This is a genomic window from Neobacillus sp. MER 74 (assembly GCF_023714155.1).
Window position 1 is genome coordinate 25423 of sequence record NZ_JAMAUV010000006.1, and the last position, 22964, is coordinate 48386.

26 protein-coding genes and 1 pseudogene are annotated in these 22964 nt (G+C 39.8%); 9 read left to right on the forward strand and 18 right to left on the reverse strand.

Annotation, left to right across the window (positions count from 1 at the left end; all coding sequences use genetic code 11):
* Positions 1 to 209: 209 nt before the first annotated feature.
* Both M3610_RS12240 and M3610_RS12245 read left to right on the forward strand, forming a co-directional pair.
* The gene (locus M3610_RS12240; RefSeq protein WP_251459450.1) at positions 210 to 1592 is read left to right on the forward strand and encodes an L-cystine transporter; all 1383 of its coding nucleotides are present in this window, start codon (positions 210 to 212) and stop codon (positions 1590 to 1592) included.
* A gap of 441 nt (positions 1593 to 2033) precedes the next feature.
* Positions 2034 to 2756 (forward strand): DUF421 domain-containing protein, encoded by a 723-nt coding sequence (locus M3610_RS12245; protein WP_251459451.1) that lies wholly within the window; start codon positions 2034 to 2036, stop codon positions 2754 to 2756.
* 424 nt (positions 2757 to 3180) lie between these two features.
* Here the strand turns inward: M3610_RS12245 and M3610_RS12250 are convergent, their stop codons facing one another.
* Together M3610_RS12250 and M3610_RS12255 are read right to left on the reverse strand one after the other, a co-directional pair.
* Complete coding sequence (locus M3610_RS12250) at positions 3181 to 3777, reverse strand: class D sortase (RefSeq protein WP_251459452.1); 597 nt, start codon at positions 3775 to 3777, stop codon at positions 3181 to 3183.
* Positions 3777 to 4925, reverse strand: coding sequence for a processed acidic surface protein (locus tag M3610_RS12255; RefSeq protein ID WP_251459453.1), 1149 nt, complete (start codon positions 4923 to 4925; stop codon positions 3777 to 3779). The genes M3610_RS12250 and M3610_RS12255 overlap by 1 nt, the downstream gene beginning before the upstream one ends.
* Positions 4926 to 5299: 374 nt before the next feature.
* On the opposite strand from M3610_RS12255, the gene M3610_RS12260 reads away from it, so the two are divergent.
* Positions 5300 to 6784 (forward strand): aldehyde dehydrogenase family protein, encoded by a 1485-nt coding sequence (locus M3610_RS12260; protein WP_098571445.1) that lies wholly within the window; start codon positions 5300 to 5302, stop codon positions 6782 to 6784.
* A gap of 51 nt (positions 6785 to 6835) precedes the next feature.
* On the opposite strand, the gene modB is transcribed toward M3610_RS12260, so the two are convergent.
* Together modB and modA are read right to left on the reverse strand one after the other, a co-directional pair.
* Complete coding sequence (modB, locus tag M3610_RS12265; protein WP_251459454.1) at positions 6836 to 7492, reverse strand: molybdate ABC transporter permease subunit; 657 nt, start codon at positions 7490 to 7492, stop codon at positions 6836 to 6838.
* A gap of 3 nt (positions 7493 to 7495) precedes the next feature.
* On the reverse strand, positions 7496 to 8287 hold the full coding sequence (modA, locus tag M3610_RS12270) for a molybdate ABC transporter substrate-binding protein (RefSeq protein WP_251459455.1): 792 nt from the start codon (positions 8285 to 8287) through the stop codon (positions 7496 to 7498).
* Between the two features lie 126 nt (positions 8288 to 8413).
* Between modA and M3610_RS12275 the strand changes: the two genes are divergently transcribed.
* Positions 8414 to 9340 carry a substrate-binding domain-containing protein gene (locus M3610_RS12275; RefSeq protein WP_251459456.1) on the forward strand — a complete coding sequence of 309 codons (927 nt, stop codon included), beginning with the start codon at positions 8414 to 8416 and terminating at the stop codon, positions 9338 to 9340.
* A gap of 218 nt (positions 9341 to 9558) precedes the next feature.
* Here the strand turns inward: M3610_RS12275 and M3610_RS12280 are convergent, their stop codons facing one another.
* The 4 genes from M3610_RS12280 to M3610_RS12295 form a co-directional block, all read right to left on the reverse strand.
* A complete protein-coding gene (locus M3610_RS12280) occupies positions 9559 to 10050 on the reverse strand; it encodes a CBO0543 family protein (protein WP_251459457.1) in 492 nt (163 codons plus the stop codon).
* Positions 10051 to 10142: 92 nt separating this feature from the next.
* Positions 10143 to 10721, reverse strand: a complete 579-nt coding sequence (locus M3610_RS12285) for a hypothetical protein (RefSeq protein ID WP_251459458.1) — start codon at positions 10719 to 10721, stop codon at positions 10143 to 10145.
* Positions 10722 to 10779: 58 nt separating this feature from the next.
* Positions 10780 to 10956, reverse strand: a complete 177-nt coding sequence (locus tag M3610_RS12290) for a hypothetical protein (protein ID WP_180229960.1) — start codon at positions 10954 to 10956, stop codon at positions 10780 to 10782.
* Positions 10957 to 11328: 372 nt separating this feature from the next.
* Positions 11329 to 11472, reverse strand: a complete 144-nt coding sequence (locus M3610_RS12295; protein ID WP_251459459.1) for a YwzD family small protein — start codon at positions 11470 to 11472, stop codon at positions 11329 to 11331.
* Positions 11473 to 11768: 296 nt separating this feature from the next.
* Between M3610_RS12295 and M3610_RS12300 the strand changes: the two genes are divergently transcribed.
* Positions 11769 to 12980, forward strand: a complete 1212-nt coding sequence (locus tag M3610_RS12300; protein ID WP_251459460.1) for a C40 family peptidase — start codon at positions 11769 to 11771, stop codon at positions 12978 to 12980.
* A gap of 70 nt (positions 12981 to 13050) precedes the next feature.
* Here M3610_RS12300 and M3610_RS12305 read toward each other — a convergent pair whose 3' ends face one another.
* Entirely contained in the window at positions 13051 to 13848 is a 798-nt protein-coding gene (locus M3610_RS12305) for a putative protein N(5)-glutamine methyltransferase (RefSeq protein WP_251459729.1), read from the reverse strand.
* 135 nt (positions 13849 to 13983) lie between these two features.
* Here M3610_RS12305 and M3610_RS12310 point away from each other — a divergent pair, with 135 nt between their 5' ends.
* Positions 13984 to 14445, forward strand: coding sequence for a DUF3291 domain-containing protein (locus M3610_RS12310; RefSeq protein ID WP_251459461.1), 462 nt, complete (start codon positions 13984 to 13986; stop codon positions 14443 to 14445).
* A 219-nt stretch (positions 14446 to 14664) separates the two neighbouring features.
* Here the strand turns inward: M3610_RS12310 and M3610_RS12315 are convergent, their stop codons facing one another.
* Positions 14665 to 15186 (reverse strand): GNAT family N-acetyltransferase, encoded by a 522-nt coding sequence (locus tag M3610_RS12315; protein ID WP_251459462.1) that lies wholly within the window; start codon positions 15184 to 15186, stop codon positions 14665 to 14667.
* A 131-nt stretch (positions 15187 to 15317) separates the two neighbouring features.
* Between M3610_RS12315 and M3610_RS12320 the strand changes: the two genes are divergently transcribed.
* Entirely contained in the window at positions 15318 to 15830 is a 513-nt protein-coding gene (locus tag M3610_RS12320) for a GNAT family N-acetyltransferase (RefSeq protein WP_251459731.1), read from the forward strand.
* Between the two features lie 48 nt (positions 15831 to 15878).
* Here M3610_RS12320 and M3610_RS12325 read toward each other — a convergent pair whose 3' ends face one another.
* The 4 genes from M3610_RS12325 to M3610_RS12340 all read right to left on the reverse strand — a co-directional run bounded on the left by M3610_RS12325 (position 15879) and on the right by M3610_RS12340 (position 18327).
* A complete protein-coding gene (locus tag M3610_RS12325) occupies positions 15879 to 16304 on the reverse strand; it encodes a hypothetical protein (protein WP_251459463.1) in 426 nt (141 codons plus the stop codon).
* Between the two features lie 591 nt (positions 16305 to 16895).
* On the reverse strand, positions 16896 to 17132 hold the full coding sequence (locus M3610_RS12330) for a hypothetical protein (protein WP_251459464.1): 237 nt from the start codon (positions 17130 to 17132) through the stop codon (positions 16896 to 16898).
* Between the two features lie 302 nt (positions 17133 to 17434).
* Positions 17435 to 17782 (reverse strand): hypothetical protein, encoded by a 348-nt coding sequence (locus M3610_RS12335; protein WP_251459465.1) that lies wholly within the window; start codon positions 17780 to 17782, stop codon positions 17435 to 17437.
* A 77-nt stretch (positions 17783 to 17859) separates the two neighbouring features.
* Positions 17860 to 18327 (reverse strand): GNAT family N-acetyltransferase, encoded by a 468-nt coding sequence (locus M3610_RS12340; RefSeq protein ID WP_251459466.1) that lies wholly within the window; start codon positions 18325 to 18327, stop codon positions 17860 to 17862.
* 887 nt (positions 18328 to 19214) lie between these two features.
* Between M3610_RS12340 and M3610_RS12345 the strand changes: the two are divergent.
* A pseudogene (locus tag M3610_RS12345) lies at positions 19215 to 19298 on the forward strand (YjcZ family sporulation protein); the annotation flags it as partial.
* A gap of 117 nt (positions 19299 to 19415) precedes the next feature.
* Here the strand turns inward: M3610_RS12345 and M3610_RS12350 are convergent.
* Positions 19416 to 20207 carry a hypothetical protein gene (locus M3610_RS12350; RefSeq protein ID WP_251459467.1) on the reverse strand — a complete coding sequence of 264 codons (792 nt, stop codon included), beginning with the start codon at positions 20205 to 20207 and terminating at the stop codon, positions 19416 to 19418.
* A gap of 130 nt (positions 20208 to 20337) precedes the next feature.
* A complete protein-coding gene (locus M3610_RS12355; protein WP_251459468.1) occupies positions 20338 to 20934 on the reverse strand; it encodes a YitT family protein in 597 nt (198 codons plus the stop codon).
* A 204-nt stretch (positions 20935 to 21138) separates the two neighbouring features.
* Between M3610_RS12355 and M3610_RS12360 the strand changes: the two genes are divergently transcribed.
* A complete protein-coding gene (locus tag M3610_RS12360) occupies positions 21139 to 21759 on the forward strand; it encodes a DUF47 domain-containing protein (protein ID WP_098571462.1) in 621 nt (206 codons plus the stop codon).
* A gap of 33 nt (positions 21760 to 21792) precedes the next feature.
* On the opposite strand, the gene M3610_RS12365 is transcribed toward M3610_RS12360, so the two are convergent.
* Positions 21793 to 22023, reverse strand: a complete 231-nt coding sequence (locus M3610_RS12365; RefSeq protein WP_098571463.1) for a hypothetical protein — start codon at positions 22021 to 22023, stop codon at positions 21793 to 21795.
* Positions 22016 to 22879 (reverse strand): ParM/StbA family protein, encoded by an 864-nt coding sequence (locus tag M3610_RS12370; protein ID WP_098571464.1) that lies wholly within the window; start codon positions 22877 to 22879, stop codon positions 22016 to 22018. The genes M3610_RS12365 and M3610_RS12370 overlap by 8 nt, the downstream gene beginning before the upstream one ends.
* Positions 22880 to 22964: the final 85 nt, after the last annotated feature.

The window sequence follows — 22964 nt, forward strand, 5'->3', positions numbered from 1 at the left end:
CTGAGCCATTTTATTTTGATTACAAAAACAGATACAAACAGCGTTACAAAATTTATTATATTTTTGATTGCATTTTCGGGTTTTGCGATAGGAAGCGGAACCCGTTATTTTGTGGTTCTTCTATTTTTTTATAATTCCGACTTGACCGATTGGAATAATAGTATTATAGTATTTTTTAAATATAAATAATCGTTATAGGGGGATTAAAAATGGATACTATCCTGATTATCATTAATATCGCAGTTTTCCTACTGCTTGTTCTTGGATTGTTCGCGATGCAGAAAAAGCATGTGTCTTTTTCTAAACGTGTCTTTACTGCACTGGGTTTAGGGATTGTTTTTGGATTTATCATTCATTTGATTTATGGGACAACTTCCGACGTTACGGTAAAGTCTATTGATTGGTTTGCGATCGTTGGAACCGGGTATGTAAAACTATTGCAAATGGTTGTTATGCCGCTTGTGTTTATCTCGATTGTTGGAGCGTTTACGAAATTAAAATTGACTAAAAACATCGGGAAAATTAGTTTTCTTGTGATTGCTATTCTTCTTGGAACGACCGCTATTTCAGCAGCGATCGGAATTGGGTCCGCGCTAGGATTTGGCCTGGATGGAATTCAATTAAATCAAGGGGATGCCGAAACCGCTCGAAATGCTGAATTGGAACAAAAAGTGGTTGGCGTTCAAGATATGACGATTCCACAGCAAATCATCGAGTTGCTTCCAAGTAATCCATTTGCGGATTTAACGGGTGCTCGTCCAACTTCTACGATCGCCGTTGTTATTTTTGCCGCGATTGTGGGGATGGCTTACCTTGGAGTAAAGAGAAAAGATCCGGAACATGGAGAATTTTTTGCTAAAATTATTGATACGTTTTACGCGATTATCATGCGAGTCGTCACCCTGATTCTTCGTCTTACTCCATATGGGGTTCTTGCGTTAATTACAAAAGTGATGGCGATGAGTGATTATGCAGCGATCGCCAAATTAGGGAAGTTTGTGATTGCATCCTATGTGGCGTTAATTGCGATGTTTATCGTGCATTTACTGCTCCTCTCCCTTGCTAAATTAAGTCCTGTAAACTACGTGCAAAAAGCATTGCCGGCACTAACGTTTGCCTTTACTTCTCGTACAAGTGCGGGAACATTACCTTTAAATATTAAAACACAAACAAAGGACTTTGGTGTATCGGAAGGGATTGCTAACTTCGCTGCCTCTTTCGGACTTTCCATCGGCCAAAACGGATGTGCTGGTATTTACCCAGCAATGCTAGCCGTGATGGTTGCGCCTTCTGCAGGCATCAATCCGTTCAGCCCATCGTTTATTATTACGCTTATTCTAGTAGTCGCAATTAGTTCATTTGGGGTTGCAGGTGTTGGCGGCGGCGCTACATTTGCCGCACTGATCGTTCTATCCGTATTAAACCTGCCAATCGCCATTGTCGGACTATTAATCTCTGTCGAACCTCTAATTGATATGGGCCGTACTGCCTTGAATGTCAGCGGAAGCATGACTGCCGGCGTGTTAACTGGTAAAATCACAGGTGAATTAGAGAATGAAGTCTACCAACAGCCTCGAGCAATTGAAGCTTAATAGAATTCGCTCATTGGATTGATAGATTCGCTCATTGAATGCGAAGATTCGCCCATTGAATTGATAGATTCGCTCATTGAGTGCAATAATTCGCTCATTAAGAAGACTGGATAGCCTTAACAGGGCTATCCTTTTTTTGTTTATAGGGTACGATGTCCGTCCCCATGGTTTTTTGGACAGTAATTTTTAGCGGGGAGGTTATACTAAACTATTAATTTCCATGGATTCGCAAATATTTACGAATATGAGGGCTAAAAGCGGTGATATTAAGTTACCTACGCAATATATCAGCGGGAAATACACTTTTATCAGCGAATATAGAAATATATCAGCGAATCCCTCATCCTACGCGGACCCTCCTTCATATAATTTCTAAGTTTATTCTCGCTTAGACTAGGAATAATGGTAATAAGGATTAAGGGAGGAGGCTAGCATTAAAAAGTGACATTTTTAAATGATTATTTATGGACACCTTTTATGGTGTTTTCTTTAGGATTTTTATTGGTTAAATTTGCTGGAAAGAGGTCAGTCGCACAAATGACAGCCTTCGACCTGATGTTTATACAGATCATGGGAACTGCTATAACTGAGCCAATTGTTTCAAAAAACAACTGGTCCGCTGCTTGGTATTCTTTTGCAATTGCACTTTTATATATCATTTTATCGAGACTGGCTTTAGTCAATAAGTTGAAGTATTGGATTTCACACAGCCCTACCGTTTTGATTCGCAAGGGGGATATCGACGAACATGGGTTAGCCAGAGTTCGATTAACAGTGGATGAACTTCAGGGTATTCTCCGGACAAAGGGATATACCGATATACTAGATGTGGAGATAGCGGTGATGGAGGAGTCTGGACAGGTAAGTATTATCCCAATGTCGGATAAAAGACCCTTACAGCCCAGCGACCTAAATATTCAACCAAGCCCTACTTTTATATCGATTCCCTTAATTATGGACGGGGATATCATCCAGCATAATTTAAAGTTTGTGCATAAAAGCCTAGATTGGCTGTACTCTCAAATGATGAATCATCAACTCGGGAAAGAAGATCTACATAAAATCACTTTAGCTACCTATAATCAAAAAGGTGACGTTGAGTTTGATATTAAAAAGGAACATGATAAGAGTATTAATACATATAAGCCAGGGAACGAGAACTAAGAAGCGGTTGGGGGGTCAGGTTGAGCTCGCGGGCTGGGTAAATAGAAGGAGAAATTCCGCTTATTTTGTAATTTCGATTAAAAAAGGCATAAATAGACGGAGAAATTCCGCCTATTTACTCGAAAAGTTCTAAAATGGGGAATTTTTCTTTCCATAACCGGAAAATCTCCGCTTATTCCCCCTGAAACGAGCTCCATTTTGCATTTAGCCGGAAATTTTCCGCTTATTTTCCTTTTGCTGGCTACTCGATAAAAGACAGAACATTTTATTTAAAAGAGAGTGAGGTTTTTGCATTCCTAATAAAGAAACTCGCCAATTTATTTCAATGGCGAGTTTAACCTTTTTATATCCCCATACGACTGGGCGGAACCCTATTGCATGCTATCATTGACCTTATATTGTCCGTCCTCAAGTATGGGAACAATTACATAGAGCTAATTAAATCCGCTATTAAAATATAGCGCTGCGGTGCGTCTCCAATGTATGAAAATGGATAACAGGTCGTTACCGTCAAAGTAGCTCTCGGTTTAGGGACAATCACAGTCCGATCATCGGCATCAACAATTCGTGTTCTTCTTACTTTATAGGTAAACTTGCCCGCAGATGTCCTTACAATGAGTAAATCACCTTTTCCGATCTTTCCTAATTGTCTAAACACCGTATCCCTGTGTCCTGAAAGAACGGAATTATCCTTTTCCCCAGGCAGCACGCTACCTGCAAAATGGCCGACTCCTTTTTCCAGTTCATCTTCATTTGCCCCATGAAAAATCGGCAAGGTCTTAGAAAGCTTTGGGATGTCCAAGTCTCCAATCCGATCCCCTATGTTGTAACGGATGGAATAAAGAGGCTTCGAACCAACTTTTTCTTTTACTACTTTGGGTGCCATTTTTTCCTGTTTATATTGGAATTGACCCTCATTTGTTTGTTGAAAAAAGGGCTTGATGTTTGATAACACTATCCCTAATCCTACTAGGACTAGGATGATGCTCATCCACTTTCGAGCCGTGATTTTCCTTTTCATTAGGCTTGCTCTTTCCTCTGACGGTAAAAAGCGGCACCTACTAGAACCAATAATGAACCAAACAGGGCCCACTCGATATAATGGCCGGCTGTATTCGGAAGTTTACCACCTTTAATCGTTCGTGGCTGCTTTACCTTTGTACCTTTTACAGCGGTCTCGATCTTTTTAACATCCTTTACCGTTTCATCAATTAATTCCGAATTAAGCATGTCTGTAGGGAATAATACATCTGCAAGAAACTTACCCTTATTATTATAAAGCTCGATCAGCAAGCCATAACCTTGAGCATCTTCCATTTGAACAAGCTCATTCATGGTAACGGGTTTCTTTTTACTGTCCTTTACTAGATAAAACTTCGGCTTTAATTCAACGATGTTAAAGATTTCGTCTACAATGCTGGCCAACTCGGCAGCCTGTTCATTTGTCAGCTCGCTGGCCGTTTCTAACTCAATAAATGGTTCAAGACGTTTCTGAAATGATTCCATTTTTTCTTGAACCGCCGCTTCATCTAGTTTGAGGCTTTCAAAATGGGCCATCAATGCCGTGACTTCGGTTTCTGTAATGCCTATTTCGGAAACAATATCCTCTATTCCATTTCCGCCGCCCAAATACAAAGCTACAGCCATATCCAGATCTTCAATCGTTTCATAATCGTCCAGTGAATCGTCATTCTTTTTCAATAAATCCTTCAATTCCTGAAGGGTCAGATCATAATCTTCAAGCAGCTCATTGAGGTTTTCATCAGTAATCGGGGTGCCGATGTCTTCTGTATAATAATAAATAGTATCCTCAAGGGCATTCATATATCGAAAGACATCCTTGATCGTTTCACCTTTTTCCATTTCCCCATTTTCAATAAGGAATGCAACAAGGTCTGCTTCATTTTGAAACTCGTAATCTTTTATAAATTTTTGTAGATTTTCTTCCGTAATTGGCTCACCTAGTGTTTCTTTTAATTCATCAATAGTAGAAAAATCATTCAAGCTCATATCATAGTAGTATTCCAGATAGGAGTCTAAATCTTCTTCTGTCCAATTATTTTCAGTTAGAAATGCATTTAGCTGGTCTGATGCGACCGCATTACCAACAGCTGGAAAACAACCAAACAGAAGGACGACTGCCAATAAAATCCTTTGAAATTTCTTCACTTTTTTATTTCCCCCTATATTTTTTAGAAAAAAAGTGTTCCAACTTTGTATTTTAGAGGAAAGATGAGGGGAAAAATAGAGTTTTTTTGATGAAATATAGGGAATTAAAGTAGAAGATTGTAAAAGAGGTTTCCTCACTTTCTGAATCTATTATGTTTTTTTGTTTAGTTCTGTAAAGTTTTGTTGATATTTATCCAAATATGGAGAGTTTTGGCGATAAAATACGGCCCAATTGACTGTTTTTATCAAAAATTATCAGAATATTTATGTAATTAATAGTTGTTTTCATATTTTCATAGTGTTATCATTTTCCATGGAAACGCTTTCCATTCCATCCGTTAAGCGAAAAAAACTTATTTTTAAGGAGGAATTATATGACTCAATTAGCAGTAGCTTTAAAAGAAAAGGTAGAAAAGTTCCTACGCGGGAAGAAAAAATTATTTATTAATGGTGAATTTGTTGAGAGTCAGTCACAAAAAACCTTCGATACATATAACCCGGCCACCGGTGAAGTACTAGCAAATGTTTATGAAGCAGGTGCAGCGGATATTGATCTTGCTGTAAAAGCGGCACGTAAAGCATTTGATGAAGGCCCATGGTCGAAAATGAGCGCTGCAAATCGAAGCCGCCTTATGTACAAGCTTGCTGATTTGATGGAAGAAAACAGTGAAGAGCTAGCCCAGTTAGAGACGTTGGATAACGGCAAGCCGATTCGAGAAACGACTAATGCAGATATTCCTCTAGCAGTCGAGCATATGCGCTATTATGCAGGCTGGTCTACGAAGATTGTTGGACAAACCATTCCTGTTAATGGACCATTCTTAAACTATACTCGCCATGAGGCTGTGGGCGTAGTTGGGCAAATTATCCCTTGGAACTTCCCTCTCTTAATGGCCATGTGGAAGCTCGGAGCTGCACTTGCAACTGGCTGTACCATTGTTCTAAAGCCAGCGGAACAAACGCCGCTATCAGCGCTATACCTGGCTGAATTGATTCAGGAAGCCGGATTCCCTGCAGGTGTGGTCAACATCGTTCCTGGATTTGGCGAAACGGCAGGTCAACCGCTCGTTGACCATCCTTTAGTGGATAAAATTGCTTTCACTGGTTCCACTGAGGTCGGAAAAGCAATCATGTCCAATGCTTCAAAAACATTGAAGCGCGTGACACTTGAGCTTGGAGGAAAATCACCAAACATCATCCTTCCTGATGCCGATTTAACCAAGGCCATTCCAGGTGCGCTTAACGGTGTTATGTTCAACCAAGGACAGGTTTGCTGTGCCGGTTCCCGCGTGTTCATTCAAAAGAAACAATTTGATAATGTGGTTGCTGATATGGCTTCCCATGCGAAATCCATTAGACAAGGTGCTGGAATCCATGCGGATACAGAAATTGGACCGCTTGTTTCATCCGAGCAGCAAAACCGTGTCCTTAGCTATATTGAAAAGGGACTAAACGAAGGCGCACAGCTTGTAGTGGGCGGTGATCGTCCGCAAGAGCAGGGTTACTTTGTCTCCCCTACTATTTTTGCTGATGTACGCGATGAAATGACGATTGCCAAGGAAGAAATCTTTGGACCTGTTATTTCCGCTATGCCATATGACGATTTGGATGAATTAATTAATCGTGCGAACAATAGTGAATACGGACTAGCAGCTGGCGTGTGGACACGCGATGTTGCGAATGCCCATTATATTGCCAACAAACTCCGGGCTGGAACGGTTTGGGTCAACTGCTATAATGCATTTGATGCCGCTTCACCATTTGGCGGATATAAGCAATCCGGTATTGGACGCGAAATGGGATCCTATGCCCTTAATAACTACACAGAAGTTAAGAGTGTCTGGATTTCTATGCAGTAATTAGTTACACAAAAAGAAGGTGCTGAGTTCAGTCACCTTCTTTTTTTACGTTTAAGATTTCATGCTGTGGACGAATAGCAGCATGAAAAATGAAATACCGATCATACTCAATACCCATAGCCAAGCCAATTCCATATTGCCGGAATCAATGGCTACATAAATAGCGGTTGGAATGGTTTGGGTTTTGCCTGGGATGTTTCCAGCAAACATTAAAGTCGCGCCAAACTCCCCTAACGCTCTCGCAAAACTCAATATGGCACCCGAAAGGATTGCTTTCCGTGCAAGCGGCATCGAAATAAGCATAAATAATTTGAACTCAGTTGCCCCGTCCACCCGAGCTGCATGCTCAATTTCTCCATCAATCGCTTCAAATCCTGTCTTAGCCGATTGATACATCAGAGGAAAAGCGACAACAGAAGAGGCAATGACAGCCGCCCCCCACGTAAACATCACAGGTTGGTTAAACAAGTCTTCTATGATTTGTCCGATGGGACTATTCCTTCCAAATATCACAATTAACAAGAAGCCAACGACAGATGGCGGCAATACCAAGGGTAAAAGGAATACCGTTTCCACTAAGGTCTTCCCTTTAAACTTCGTATGAGCCATCACCTTCCCAAAAAATAATCCTAAAATTAATACCCATACCCCTGAAACGGTTGCGATCTCGATGGATAGTTTGACTGGTGACCAAAACTCAGTTGTCATTGTCTATTCTTTTACTCCTTTGAATCCAAACTTCTCGAACGTTTTCAGCGCTGTTTCATTTTGAAGATAATCATAGAATAGTTGGGCTTCTTTAAGATGCTTGCTGTTCTTAATCACACCTAATGGATAAATAATAGGAGCGTGAGTATCTTCCGCTGCGGTTGCTACCACTTTTACTTTTTGAGATACCAAAGCATCTGTTTTATAGACAATTCCTGCGTCCACATTGTTCGTCTCTACATATGTAAGCACCTGTCGGACATCCTTGGCATATACCACTTTGTCTTCCATCGCTTTCCACACATTTACGTTTTCTAATGTTTCTTTCGCATATTGTCCTGCTGGCACTGCTTCAGGGGTACCGATGGAAATTTTATCTGATTTGGTCAGGTCCTCGAATCCTTTAATCTCTTTTTTTGCATCGTTCGGCACCACTAATACGAGTTCATTTCCAACTAGATCCGTTCCTTTTGACTCCTCAATTAGCCCGTCTTGAACCAACTGATCAAATTTATCCTCAGCGGCAGAGAAGAAAAGATCGACAGGCGCCCCTTGAGAAATTTGCTGCGCGAGTGCCCCTGATGCTCCAAAATTATAGTTTACTTTCACATTAGGGTGTTCCTTCTCAAAGGTGGCTGTAATCTCATTTAAGGCATCTTGTAAACTAGCAGCTGCTGAAATCGTCAACTCCACTTTCTTATCTGAAACTTTTTGATTCTGCTCTTCTGGTTTCGCTGAACATCCAGATAAGACCAGTAATAATAGAATCAATGAGTAAATTAAAGGTTTTTTCACTTTCCCTCTCCTTTTTAATTGATTATATTTAGTTATAACTTATTATAATTAGTTATAACTAAAATAAATAGATAATGAATGGTTTTTTTATCAGTTTCAGTTAAAATAATTGATGGAGGGATGCAAATGTCAAAGGAACATTCCTATACGATTGAAGAGGTATCGCAGCTATTAAAGGTTTCGAAATTGACCCTTTATGACCTGGTGAAAAAAGGGCAGCTACCTGCATTCCGTGTAGGCAGACAGATGAGAATTGATTCAAATGACCTGGACAATTATATAAATAATCATAAAACGAATCAGACTACTACCTTCCCACCCTCTGGTGCCGATTCTCATAAAAAAGAATCCCCTAACATTGTTATTAGCGGACAAGACCTCGTATTAGATATCTTAGGTAAACACATCGAGAAAAGTTCTGCCTATAATCCATTAAGATCTTTTACGGGAAGCTTAAACAGCCTCATCTCCATGTACAATGGTGATGGCGACATCGTTAGCTTACATCTGTTTGATGGGGATACAGGCGGGTATAATCTACCCTATATAAAAAAAATATTAGTGGGCTTTCCTTTTATTTTAATCAACCTCCTTTCGAGAAAAGCAGGTTTTTACGTTAAACAAGGCAACCCTTTACATCTCACCTCTTGGACGGATTTAAAACGAGAAGATGTGAAAATAATTAATCGCGAGAAAGGGTCCGGAGCACGAATCCTTCTTGATGAACAACTTAGAATCAACGAAATACCTGCTAGGAACATAAAAGGTTATGACCACGAAGAGAGCAATCATTTAAGTGTGGCTTCCGCTGTCTCGACTGGCGCAGCCGATTTAGGCGTGGGAATTGAAAAAGCTGCGAAAATAGTTGGAGTTGATTTTGTTCCATTAATAACAGAACAGTATGACCTGGTGATCATAAAAACCCCTAAAACGGAACCACTAATCCACACAGTCAAGGAAATTTTATCATCGAGTCACTTTCAGTCTGAAATTAACTCTTTAGGAGACTATGATACATCCCAGACAGGGAAAGTAATTTATGAAACCTTTTAATGGAGATAGGTTAAGCACCCGGGCTGATCAATAGACGGAAAAATTCCGCCTATTTTGTTTTTTTTATTAAAAAAGGCAAAAATAGACGGAGAAATTCCGCCTATTGGATCAGAAAACGTGAAAATGGGGGGTTTTTCTTTGCATAAGCGGAAAATCTCCGCTTATTCCACCCCGAAACGAGCTCCATTCTGCACTTAACCGGAAAATTTCCGGTTATTTTACTTTTCCAGGTTTCGGTCCTCTATTATTTTCCTGTGTAAAGGAAGGAAAAAGCTAAATACCACAAAATACAACGGTATTGAGATGTAGAAACTCCAGCCATGAGGCTTTATATATCCCACTTTCCTCATTCCCCATTCAATTAACGTAGCAATGATGGTAAAAATAATCACTAGTGTCCATTTATTTGTTTTCTTTAAATAGTTTAAATACATAACAGACAGCGCCGAAGGAATGAAACTGTAGCTTAAAAACTCACCTATTCCTGTTACGTTCGGATGGCCAAAATCAACTAGATCCAACATTCTTCCAATCAAAGAATCACCAATCCAGGCAATATATCCAACGACTCCAAATGTAATATACCATTCTCTCCACCCGATTTCTTTCTTGGGCATAAAAAGAGCAAATAAAAACAACAGCAACGATACACTGATCGGCAGCCAATTCCCTTGAGCATGTAAATCCAGATTCTTTATCACAGAACTCACACAAATCACCTCATATTTATTATCTCCCAATATAAGGTGATTATTTCCAAGTTTTTGGCCATAGAAAAAGACCGCCACGGCGATCCTTATCATCATTTGGTGAATTTCTTCTGAAGCCATAAAAATACGTTAGTAATCATTTTTGCTGCTATAAATCCTAACACATATATAATCAAAAGATAAAAGTAATTCATATTTCCATACATCCGGAACAAGCCTAGTCCGGCAAGCAGCGGTTTAAAAACAAGTGAGAAAAATACTGCTGTAATTGTAGAATACACGTAGAAATTTTTTTTATGATTTAGCGTCCATTGATAGACAAGCATAAAAGTAACCGGCACAATACTTGAATCGATAGAAATACTAGGAAGAAACGGTATTAGTGGAAATGGATAATTCCATTTCCCGCTATTTATCGCAAATAAGTCTATGTACGCAGCTAATACGTGAATGCTATACCCATAAAATCCAATTAAGAACAGCTTGCTCTTATCAATTTTGAAGACTAGAAAGATGAGTGGTACCACAAGTAAAGCGACCATTATCCAATATTCTAAAGAGGTATATAGTGCATGGTCTCTCCAATAATCGATAAAAGCATTCGTAGACTCTTCTCTCAGTTTTACGGCTTTATCAAATTGAATTATTCGCGGGTCTGACAATTTTATCATCCTTTTAAATCGGTAATAATGTGTTTATGATTACCAGTAAAAAAGATAATATGCCTTACTACAAATTAATCCGATCGTTATTATACCTTTCTAATTGTTCTTGTAAAATTAATATGTAATTCGTCATTGCCATTCTGACTATCGAGGGATAGTAACGACTATTAAGTTCTTGCTCACACTCCTCTAAATCCATCTTTTTGACCGCAATGATTTTATTTAATTCTTCTATACTCATTGATCTCCACCCCTACAAAACTAGTTTTATAGTATAAGGATAGACAATAATTTCATAGTTTATACCAATCATTCTTGTTCGATTCCGATCCCAATTTTATCCAGGAAATGTCGTAAGTTTCTTGAAATAGGTCATAAGAGTTCTGATTTATGTTATAAATCTCAAGAAATGTGTCATAAGAGTTCTGATTTATGTCATAAATTTCTCTAGTTACTGTTGAAGCTTTTTTTGGTGGCTCACGGGCACCATTCGACTCCTTTGGTTACCGTGGGACCCTTTTTTTCTGACTCACGGGCACCATTCTCCCGAAAACACACAAATGGCCACCGAGATACCCTCGGTGGCCTATATCATTCTTATATTTATATATATTTAACCGACCATTAAGTTTTTCAAGTCTGCTTTTAGGTCTGCGATTAGTTTTTCTAGGGTGATTTCATGCTCGTTAACGCCCGTTTCGTAAGCTCTTCTCACGATTTCCGAGAAATTATCTATTTTGGAGCTTTTAGCTTCCATCGACCGATCCACCTATTTTTTCCTCCTTTAGTTTAATCTAATTGACAATTTTACTAGATTAGCAGAAAGATGTAAATGTATTTCCAGCGAATTTTGTTATAATTTAATGAATTTTGTAAGGATTTGTTCTAATTGGTGAAGAAATAGTCGAGTTTCCGTCTTGATTATTTTAATAATTCAGGAAATACATCAATTTTTGCTAACAATTCAGGAAATATTTACATTTTTTTCTTCGTAACACTAGCAAACTATGGTAAAATTAATAAAACTGTGAAAAAAATAGAGGTGATTTGCTAGTGAAGAAAACGATTGTTCGAGCCTTATCGACAGCTGCCCTGCTTTCGACTGTATTTGCAGGCACTGCCATGGCCGATACATATAAGGTTCAAAAAGGCGATACCTTAGGGAAAATCGCACAAAAATACCATACGAGTGTCAAAGAAATCAAAACAGCAAATGGGTTGAAATCGGATTTTATCTCTGTCAATCAAATGCTCCAGATCACGGTAGCGAGGAAAATGACCCAAGCATCACAACCCACCACTTACACCGTTGTAAAAGGGGATGCCTTGATTAAGATTGCCAACCGTTATCATGTGACCGTGGCAGAACTAAAACAGTGGAACAAACTGAGTAATACGGTTATCTATGTCGGGCAAGTGCTAAAGGTGTCCGCACCGAAACAAACCACGACAACAACCAAACCGATAACAAAGACTCCAGCCAAGCCGCAGACAACCAAGACAGCGACTAGTGTGTATACTGTCCAAAAAGGTGATTATCTTGGCAAGATTGCCGGGAAACATTCAACCTCCGTGACGAACTTAAAGTCATTGAACAAACTAAAATCCGATATGATTTATGTCGGTCAAAAACTGAAGGTTCCTGCCCAAAAAGCAGCTGTGACTCAAGCAATAACGAAACCTGTGGCAACCACACCGCCGAAAACAATGACTCCAGCAACAAACGTCAAGGGGACGACAGATTACGTCGTTCAAAGTGGGGATACACTGGGAAAGATCGCTGGCAAATATAAGCTGACCGTCAATGAGTTGAAGGCGCTCAATAAACTTACTTCCGACAATATCTTCGTCGCCCAAAGGCTAAAAGTTCCTGGGACAAAGACTGAACCAACCGTTACTACGAATGTCTCTGCGAAGATGATCGAAAGTGCCAAGAAACTGATTGGGATTCCTTATGTCTGGGGCGGCAGCACGCCCAAGGGATTTGACTGCAGCGGCTTCGTCTATTACGTGGCTAATCAAGCTGGGATGAAAATTGGCCGTTTTTCAGCGGAAGGTTTCTATGACCGCACCTATTATGTCAACACACCGAAAGCCGGCGACATTGTCTTTTTTGAAAATACATATAAAAAAGGTATTTCTCATCTAGGAATCTACCTAGGAAACAACCAATTCATCCACGCTAACGATGGCGGTGTAATGATTTCCAATTTACAAAGCAAGTATTATCAAGACCACTTCGAGAGCTTTAAACGATTTTACTAATAAGATATGGACAGTTCCTTAACAACGTTCTAGGCTGTTCAACTAAGCCGCCTTTTATGGGCGGTTTTTGTCATACAAATGATGTATGAGTCCCAATCACAACAGTAGCGTCCCATTCTACGTCTCTCACTATTTTCGTAGTCAATCCTATATTTGTAAAAATCTCAAATGATTGTGGTGCCTGCCTTTCGCTCGTCTCGATTAATAGATGTCCTCCCGGCGCGAGCCAATAAGGGGCTTCTGTTACCACTCTTCGTAAAATATTTAAGCCATCCTCCCCTCCGTTCAGAGCCAGATGTGGTTCATAAAGGCGAGCCTCCAGAGGAAGCAGCTCGATCGCTTTCGTGGGAACATAAGGTACGTTAGCAACAAGGATATTTATGTGACCTTTCATCCATTGTGGCAGGGCCTTATACAAGTCCCCTTCAAAAACTTGACCGCCGAATTTCGTTACGTTTCTTCGTGCACATCGTACGGCAATGGGGTCAATGTCCGAACTATACAACATAATTTCTCCCCTAGCCGCTGCCAGCGCGGCACCTATCGCCCCTGAACCACAACAGAGGTCAACGACGATATCACCAGAACAAGCTAGCTCTTGGGCCTGCTGAACAAGAAATTTGGTCCGTTGCCGCGGTACGAACACTCCTCGTTCCACCTCGATCCGAAGGCCGCAAAACTGAGCCCATCCAATTACATATTCAAGCGGGAAACCATCTGCCCGCCATTCCACCTTTTTCAAGAGGTCCTCTAATGATTGCGCCTCTGAAACGAGTATCTGAGCCTCTTCTTCCGCAAAAACACACCCCGCACTCCGGAGCTTGTTGACAATATATGTGACCGTATTGTTGCCTACTGTTTTTTCTATTTCAATCACCCTTTTAATTTTGGTTTATCACTAATTCGATGAAATAGAAGAACATCCTTCTTCTACTCCTGCACCGGAATTAGTCCAGTCATTCTTGAATATATGTAGGTTAAAAGGATAAAAGGAGAGATTATTATGTCTTTTGTGGCGATTTATACGGTTGGCAGGCTAAAACATCCGTATGAACATCCTGCCTCTCGTGAGTTTTTTGAAGTGGGATACGAAGTCATGCGACAGGCTTATCGATCTGGGCAGCTTATAAAGGAGTTTTCTTCTGACGGAGTTCCATTCCCTGAGGAAGTGATCAAAGGAGAGGGGTTTCCTATTCTTACACTAACGGTATGGAAAAGCCTTCAATCTTTATCCCGTTTCACCTATTCGAAACAACATATGCAAGCCTTACGAAACAGGAATAAGTGGTTTGAATCTCATCAGGAGAAACAACCTACCTATGTGGTGTGGTGCACGGAGAAGGCGGACGATGTATCCTGGGAGGAGGCTTTTAAAAGATACAACTATTATCTCCAGCATGGATCAACCCCTTTTGCGTTTGACTTTAAGTGGAACCATGGGGATAGTTCTGATTGCCACTACTAATGCAAGAGCAAGAAAGCTCTTTTTTTATTGGGAATTCTTCGATTAAAAATAATAGACAAAGATTCCAATTGATTCCTCCCTTTCTACATAGTTTTTATTTAGGGACAAAACTGATAGAATGGGTTAAGTATTAAAACGGTTACCGCCCTATTACTATCCTCCTGGGGCACCAAAATAATTTATCTGGTGCCTTCTTTTCTGATTCATTCGGGCTATGTATCATAGATACTTCTCCATACGAATATCCTTCCACATTTTTCCTTGCCAATAGGTAAAATTGTCGATGCGGCCAATTTCAGTGTAACCCAGCTTTTGATAGAGTTTCTTTGCCCGCTCGTTGAATTCAAACACGCCTAATTCCATTCGCTTCATTCCCTGCGCCTTAACCTGTTCCTCTAAATATCGAATGGCTGCATGACCAATCCCTTTGCCTTGCCCTGCGGATTCACCAATCGTAATGCCCAGCCAGGCGGTTCCCGGCTCTTTTTTGAAGAGGTGCGGCGGATCGATCATATAATTCAATTCCCCTATCAGCTGGTCATCGTGGTAAATTAGATAGATGTGATGGTCTTCCATCCGTTTCGTTAGCTCCTCAAGGGACAAGGTTTCGCGGCGATCCAAATCGGCTTGGTTTTGGTTGTGGCGCGTTAACGCAATTATGGCCGGATCGTTTTCCCAGCGATTCATTGCCTCTACAATACTTGCAGTAGGTTTTGTTAATTTTATAAACGTCGTTGTCATTGGCGATCTCCCCTTTGATGTTTCCTCCCATCAGGAGGAACTGACCCTATCATTTGTCACTATCTTCCTTTTCAGAATACATGATATTGTATGATTTAGATAGAAATTCACATGAGATGAGGTGCGTTTTAATGAAAGTGATGGAAACAGATCAATTAGTACTCCGCTGGTTAACACCAGATGATGCCGAGTTTATTCTCGAGCTGTTGAATGATCCCTCGTGGGTGCGTTTCATCGGTGATCGCGGGGTGCGGACGATAGAAGATGCTAGAAACTACATCGTAACGGGGCCGATGGAAATGTACTCCCGACTGGGATTTGGGCTATTTTTGACGGAATTAAAGGATGAAGCTAGGACGCCGATTGGGATATGCGGATTGATCAAACGAGATGGGCTGGATGATGTGGATCTTGGCTTTGCCTTTTTATCAAGGTTCCAGGGAAAGGGGTATGGCTTTGAGGCGGCGGCCGCCACGCTTGGGTATGCAAGAGATGGACTCGGTCTGAAGCGGGTTGTAGCCATCACTTCTGAGGACAATGTCGGGTCCGCGCGGGTTCTTGAGAAGATTGGAATGAAGTTTGAAGGGATGATTCAGCTGCCGCATGATGCGGAGGAATTGAGGTTGTTTGGGGTTGGGTTGTAATCCAGTCCCTTTTCACCCTCGAGGTAATTTTATCGGTCGCTTTACGATTTAGGTATTCTCATTAAATTCAGATTCGATCTTTTTTTTATGCTGAGAAAGCAGGAACTCATAATAAATTAAGAATAGAGAAATGACCAGCAAATAGGTAGGAAACGAATAGATCAATTTCCAACCACGGTAAGTAAAGACATTCAATTTTACTAGGACAAACTCAAAACAAAGAGCAAAGAGTGCCCAGCAAAGAATATAAAGTGCAATCTTCAGTTTCTTCGGTCTAAACCATTCATAAAAATACACACAAAGATACCCAAATGGAATATAAACTCCGCTTAATAGAATATCAAATACCTCATACTTCTCCGAATCCGTGATTTGATAGGCATCAAAAGGAGAGATGGCAGCAATGCTATGGTCGATTATATTAGGAATAGCCAGACTTAATAGCACGATTAAGTAAGAAACTTCCGTTGGCATTCTTTTGGGCAACCTCACCAAAAAAATACTCAAAACCAAGGCAATGATTATGAACCATTCATTTTCATCAAAGTGTTTTGGTAAATATAAAAACATGCTCCCCTAAACTCCTCTTAAAAAAATTTTCTCCTAAATTTCGTCCATAAAAAATAAGAAACAAGAAGAATAAAGGCCTTTTCAATAAAAGAATAGTAAATATTCCAATTCAATTTAAGAAGAACTCCCATTTGGATTAGAGCGTATTCATCCATCATTAAAATAAAAATCGCCACGGTTAGAGTGATAAATTTTGCTGTCTTTCGCTCGAACCTCAACGATATCTCAAAAAAGATGATTATCAGAAGCGGAATAAGAATTAATCGATCAAAAGCATACGTCCAAAAATCCACTAATTTTGTCGATACTTTTAACCACATTAAATTAACATATATAATCCAAGATAACGGGTGTATGAGAAGCCATACAACAAGCCAATTAAAAATGATCTCAAATATGTGCATTTTTTTGGGTGCCACACAAAAAGAAATGAGAATTAGTAAAGTGATGGATGATATAACGGATATACTCATAAACTCCCCTTATTTCAAACAGTTATGGGATAAATGACCGCCATGACAAGGAGAGATTGATCACTAGATGGCCATAAAATATCTCTTCTGCAAATACTGTTTCTTGATATTCCCACATACGATGGTCATGAAGTAAAGCGTTCTTCAAAAGATCGCCGCCGATAAAAAATAGGATGGTAGGGTAATACCTCTTCCAATTTCTCCAATCCCCCCATCTTATAGCCGCAAGTAAAAATAAGATTGCAAGGAAAAGATGCATATTATCCCCCCCAACTTTTTTCAATATGTTAATTATTTCTAAAAAAGAAAGTGATTAGTCAAAGAAGTTTAAAATAATTACATAACCCTATGGTTTAATCGTTTCCAGTGAAATTTCATCTTCATTAAAGATTTGCAAAAAAATAGCCCTCCAGACTGTTGGAAAACAATCCTCGAGGGCATCAAGTAATATATCAAAGGGGGTCTTGAAAAAGATGTCTTTATCATAATTTATTATTCTTAATAAATTCTTAACATCCTGCAACAATATATTTCACCATTTTATTTGCTGCTGTACCGCCACTACTTTTTAAATTTGTCAGTAAATTTACTAAAGAATGGCTTCATTTCTTTAAATAATGGTTTATATTGTTCGGTTGTTGTCACAATGGTGTCATACGTATCAAATAACAATTCTAGATCCACATTGTTCATGATGTTTTCCACTTTATCATGAAAGGACTGTTCCTGCTGCTTGTGCTCATCCTGCTTTTTTCCGCGCCCAAAAAACCAATTATCGTAACGGTTTGTTCTAGGTTTCGAGCTGTATTTAGATTGAGATGTGCCTCTTGGCTGGCGGTCGCCAAACATTACCTTTGAAAAATGGTCCCTGTCTCTTGTCGACTTTCGCTGACGTTCATTATCCTCCAATAATTTTCCTCCTCTCTACCTCTCTCTAAATAAGCTATGATACGTTCTGTATCAAAGTGTGGATACATGCCCCAAATTTATAAATAGTAACTCATGATAATCAGCTCACCTTTTCGTCCCATTCGACGTTCGCCTTCGTCAATAAACCCGCACTTTTCATATAATGCCTGTGCTGCTTCGTTTCCCACGTTTACCGCTAAGACAATTTCATTGATTTCATGATAATTTTCTTTTACAAATGCAGGTAACCGCGTTAATACTTTTTTCGCAAAGCCCTTGCCTTGGTGACGGAAATCGGTTGAAAAAGCTCTTAACAAAATTGCATGTTCATTGTCCGAATAGGGTTTGACCCCCTCATTACTATGTAAAACGAAAAATGTGACAAGTTCATTGTTTTCCATGGCTAAGATGGAAGAACGCTCGGAATCTTCGTTAGATAGTTTAATACAATCCTTTGGCTCGGCAGTAAAACGAAGTTGTTCCTCGTCTAATTGATACTGGTCGATTGCATCCTTGAAGCGCTCATGATAAAAATAAAATTGCATTCTAGAATCCCCCCTCTATTGAAATCCCTATTTATATAGTCATTATAATACCTCAGTTGAAAATTTTCCCAACGGGAACGGGTGTTGTTTTTTTATTTTATTATTTTGAAAAAATTTTTACCCTTTCTACACGCTTGTCCAGTTCTCTTTTATCCACTTTGCATAGCTTATTAGGGAGAGACAGGAATCTCTCATCCGCTGCCAAGCTAAACATTTTTTCACCTCTGGGTGAAGCGTATGTCCTATACATACGCTTCTTTTTGTTTTTCGTCATTAACCGTTCTTTGTCATCTTTGCTATCTTCTTTAAAGGTCGCCGCATTTTCTAATAAACCTGCTGATCAATGAATGAATTTTATAAGAGAAGGAGCCTATTTTAACTGAATGTTGATTTCACTGTGTTTGAAAAATAAACGGAAAAATTCCGGTTAAATTGGGAAATACCCGTATTTCCTTAAAAATAAGGGAAGTTTTTCCGCTTATCTTATCCAAAACTTTGGATTTTGTCTTATATCGAGCAGTTAAGCGGAAATTCTCCGCTTATATCGGCTTCTAAAGCCTCCTCCATATACATTAGCCGGAAATTCTCCGCCTATTGAATCTCAGGACCTACTCGAAAATCAACAATGAAAAATAACAGAGCCATGGGATAAAAAAATTATAGCCTAGTTTGAGTGGGTTTTCCTGTATCATTCCTTATTCCCAACTTCATATAGTATATTTGCGGATTTTTTGAATGATTAGTAACTTGTCCAATCACCTTCTACAGTAATAAATATAATAACCTTGAGGATGATTTTTACATCCAAATTATTAGTAAAAGGTGGTGAAACATCTATGAGTTGTGGATTTGGATACGGCGGCGGTTACGGCGGCGGCTATGGCGGTGGTTATGGCGGCGGCAGCACTTTTGTTTTAATCGTTGTGCTTTTCATCTTGTTGATCATTGTAGGAACTTCTTTCTGGGGCTAATATAACAGGATACTTGATGGAAGGAAAAAAGGACAGATGGGCGTAATCTGTCCTTTTTCCTATTCTTAACTTGTATTCTCAGCACACCCTCAGATGGTTGGAATCGGGGTTACCTCTCTATTTCTTCCCCAAAAGCATACCATTTTCCAGCAGATGTTTAGCTTTCTGATAATCATCGAAGTCCGCTTTTATATCTGCCTCTAATTTCTCTTTAAAATGGCGGTATGATACCTCCCACTCCACTAAGCTCTCAAAAAGTTTTGAAAAACTGGGTTTCATACTTTCCCAATTGGAGTAAATGTGATTACACCTTTCCAACAAATCTTCACGGTAATAGAGCTGTTCATCCAACGCCATCCCTTTCGATTTTTCCATCCCAACGATCTCTTGAGAAGCATTGGTTGCCATTAATTCATCCTGGATTTGTGGCTGCTCCTCCACTACCAAACGGTGGTCTGAACCAACTGCAAGCTCTTCCTGAGTCACATCCGATTCCCATAGTTCACCGTAGAATTCCGTTTGCTCCCCTTTTTCCATGCGATGGTCATAAACAACTTCAAGATCTTCTTGAGTACCGTCCAAGTCCAATAATACGTCGTGGCTTTTTGGCTGCGCCTCCACTACCAAACGATGCCCGGAATCCACATCCATCACTTCCTGAGGGGCATCCGTACCTTTGAATTGCTGTTCCCACTGTTCATAAAGGCTTTTTGCTGTCAGATAGTCCTCGAATTCCACGGTTTCATCTTCCTGTAATTTCTCTCGTAATTGGCGGCAAGCCCCTTCCCACTCCTCTACACGATCCGTGTCCAAGCAGTCTGAAACATGCGGTTTCACACTATTCCAATAAGAATTAAAGCTATTACACCATTCCAACAATTCATCACGGTATTGTTTTCGATCTTCCATTTCGGCACTTACCCCTCACATCTTTTTTTCTATGCTGGCTTTTCATGACTACAAATTCATCCTATGTTCCATGATTGTCCAGGGTTTAGACATATACCCATATGTAAAAAAACAACATGATTAATTATGATTACTTTCCTCCAATCAAGGAAGTTGTTAGACCAACAGTGGTAATAGCTACACATGAATAAAGAACGGAGTCTAATGATAGTAAAACCAAACTTGCCAAAACAATGAGACCATCAATGGCGATAATGACAAAAGCTATATTAACAGAATAAGTTCGAGAAATAATTTTAGCGAGTAAGTCGGTCCCTCCAGTACTTGTCTGATATCGGAGCATTAAACCAACACCCGTTCCAATGATGACACCTCCTATTAGTGCACTTAAAAGGTGGGAAAGGTAAATTTGGAATCGAAGTGGAGCAAGCAAATCAATGAACAAAGAAGAAACTAACAATCCTTGTAAACTACTAAAGAAATACCCCCTTTTATTCATTGAAGCGTATATACAGATGGGGAGACTCAAAGCAACCATTGTAATCCCTGCCTGAAAATCAAAAAAGTAATGAAGGATTAATGCAATTCCAAGGATTCCCCCGTCAATTAAATGGTTAGGCACCAAAAACCCATTTACCCCAATTCCTAACAGCAAGCTGCCAATAATAGTAGCCATTAATCTCTGAAAAATATCCATCACCTTGTCCTGTCTTTTTAATCTATACATATGCCGCCATCTAAAAATTCAGAATTGATGATCATTCCCCTTTAGTTATAGGAAACTAAAGTTTGTCGCTTTTTTTGTCGAATAAATAAAGAACATAAGCCGGAACGCCTTGTCCAATTGCTGCATTTAATATAGTAATTGCTTGAAAGTACTTGGTTAAAGGGTTTTATAACCAATAATCGGACAATTTGGGGTGGTAAATGGATGGCAAGGGCAAAAAGAAAAGACAAGTTCTTTAACTATTTACTTCGTATGTCTTTAAATTTAAAAGCAAGTGCGAACTACTTTGCGGATTATAACTTAAAAAATGTTAGTGATCTTGTCATTTTTTCTGAGAAGATGAAAGAATTTGAGACTTATGGGGATACCATGGTACATGATCTCATTGGTGAACTAAATAATGCCTTTATCACTCCTATTGAACGCGAGGATATTTTAGCTCTTTCCATCAGCATGGATGATATATTGGACGGTTTATACCATACAGCGGCTCTATTTGAAATGTACTCTATAATAGAAATAGACGAATATATGCTTAGATTTGTGGATGAGATCAAAAATTGTGTAACCGAAATTGATGCAGCTATTGAACTCCTATCAGCAAAGAAAATGCTGGATTTAAGAGAACACACCATCAAAATTACAGAAATGGAGTCTGATTGCGACCACATTCTGCGTGATGCCATTAGGCATTTATTTACCACCCAGAAGGACCCGATCCGAATTATTAAACACAAACAAATCTATGAAGGTCTAGAAGAAATCGCTAACAGCTGTAAAGCGGTGGCAAATACGTTGGAAACCATCATTATGAAGAATGCTTAGATTCCCAAAAAAAAGACCCCTTATGGGGGGGGATCATAGACCGAAACTTTTCAACTTCGATTTGTCGATTGGCTTTTCCTGTTTCATACCCTTTTCATGTTCTTTACGAATGATACCAACACCTTGTTCCATATCCCGTTGGATCAGACGTTTGATATATGTGGCAAACTGAATATACTGGTTACAATGCTCGAGAAGCTCTCTTTCATAGGGATCATCCAGGTTGAAAGGGACTGACTTGACCTTGCGATTCAGTTCATTCATCGGCAAAGACCACTTTCCCCATAGAATAATATCCGAAAGCGTTGGCATATTGCGGACTGTATACTTTGGTCCCGTTCGCTCGGTAGAGGACGGGTTTGATTAGCTCGATATTTTTAAAATGCCTTTTAATATACGGGTAAAGATATTCAGCAATTCCTCCGCAAAGATAGGTCGGGTCGAACAAGTCCCATTTGCCTCGAATCTCCGCCAAGATCGCCTCTGCCATTTGCTTTTCTGTTATGTCCATATGTGTTTCAGCCCCGAAAGCAAGGGTCCCGCTTTTTCTGTCAATAAAATAACCATCTTCCACTCTTAAATAGTTAAAGGTACTACTTCCAGCGTCGATAATGTTCGCAATGTCATCCGGCCGATCCTCCATGCTGAAGTATGCCCCCGACCCTTCAGGTGCGACCTTCACATCGTCGATGAAAAATGTTTTCCTTACATTATTCACCGTGATCGTGTGTGTCCCTTTCAGCATTTTCTCCATCATTTCCCTGTCCTTATCCACCATTCCGCGGATTGGCTGCCCAATCACGATACAATTCCCTCTTATTCTTCCATATTGATGAACGGCCACCAGCACTCTGATCTTTGTTTCTTCATGCGCTTTCGAAATATCTCTCGGCTCTCTTATGGCATGGCATTCCCGCCAAGCAATATTCCCCAAGAACAACTTCTCGTCTTCATACTCGACGATGTAGTCCCCGGCTTCCATTTGGTTGGCTTCCCCATTCACCAAATGGAGATGGCGGTAAGGGCCAACTGTTGACCTAAACTTAAACACCTGGTCCCTCGTTCTTCCTTTCACCTCGTAGGCGCCTGCATCGATCGCTAAAATCCATTTGTGCTCCATTTTCCCTACCCCTTTGAACAATATTGTGATGATGCCTATATGTGTCATATATCTAACCCAATTTCAAACCTAGTATATGTGCGGA

Bases quoted from the DNA above. Each gene is read 5' to 3' on its own strand.
- M3610_RS12240 (WP_251459450.1), top strand. From the start codon at position 210: ATGGATACTATCCTGATTATCATTAATATCGCAGTTTTCCTACTGCTT.
- M3610_RS12250 (WP_251459452.1), bottom strand. From the start codon at position 3,777: ATGAAAAGGAAAATCACGGCTCGAAAGTGGATGAGCATCATCCTAGTC.
- M3610_RS12260 (WP_098571445.1), top strand. From the start codon at position 5,300: ATGACTCAATTAGCAGTAGCTTTAAAAGAAAAGGTAGAAAAGTTCCTA.
- modB (WP_251459454.1), bottom strand. From the start codon at position 7,492: ATGACAACTGAGTTTTGGTCACCAGTCAAACTATCCATCGAGATCGCA.
- M3610_RS12275 (WP_251459456.1), top strand. From the start codon at position 8,414: ATGTCAAAGGAACATTCCTATACGATTGAAGAGGTATCGCAGCTATTA.
- M3610_RS12285 (WP_251459458.1), bottom strand. From the start codon at position 10,721: ATGATAAAATTGTCAGACCCGCGAATAATTCAATTTGATAAAGCCGTA.
- M3610_RS12290 (WP_180229960.1), bottom strand. From the start codon at position 10,956: ATGAGTATAGAAGAATTAAATAAAATCATTGCGGTCAAAAAGATGGAT.
- M3610_RS12295 (WP_251459459.1), bottom strand. From the start codon at position 11,472: ATGGAAGCTAAAAGCTCCAAAATAGATAATTTCTCGGAAATCGTGAGA.
- M3610_RS12310 (WP_251459461.1), top strand. From the start codon at position 13,984: ATGTCTTTTGTGGCGATTTATACGGTTGGCAGGCTAAAACATCCGTAT.
- M3610_RS12315 (WP_251459462.1), bottom strand. From the start codon at position 15,186: ATGACAACGACGTTTATAAAATTAACAAAACCTACTGCAAGTATTGTA.
- M3610_RS12320 (WP_251459731.1), top strand. From the start codon at position 15,318: ATGAAAGTGATGGAAACAGATCAATTAGTACTCCGCTGGTTAACACCA.
- M3610_RS12325 (WP_251459463.1), bottom strand. From the start codon at position 16,304: ATGCCAACGGAAGTTTCTTACTTAATCGTGCTATTAAGTCTGGCTATT.
- M3610_RS12330 (WP_251459464.1), bottom strand. From the start codon at position 17,132: ATGCATCTTTTCCTTGCAATCTTATTTTTACTTGCGGCTATAAGATGG.
- M3610_RS12340 (WP_251459466.1), bottom strand. From the start codon at position 18,327: ATGCAATTTTATTTTTATCATGAGCGCTTCAAGGATGCAATCGACCAG.
- M3610_RS12350 (WP_251459467.1), bottom strand. From the start codon at position 20,207: ATGGAAGATCGAAAACAATACCGTGATGAATTGTTGGAATGGTGTAAT.
- M3610_RS12355 (WP_251459468.1), bottom strand. From the start codon at position 20,934: ATGTATAGATTAAAAAGACAGGACAAGGTGATGGATATTTTTCAGAGA.
- M3610_RS12360 (WP_098571462.1), top strand. From the start codon at position 21,139: ATGGCAAGGGCAAAAAGAAAAGACAAGTTCTTTAACTATTTACTTCGT.
- M3610_RS12365 (WP_098571463.1), bottom strand. From the start codon at position 22,023: ATGAATGAACTGAATCGCAAGGTCAAGTCAGTCCCTTTCAACCTGGAT.
- M3610_RS12370 (WP_098571464.1), bottom strand. From the start codon at position 22,879: ATGGAGCACAAATGGATTTTAGCGATCGATGCAGGCGCCTACGAGGTG.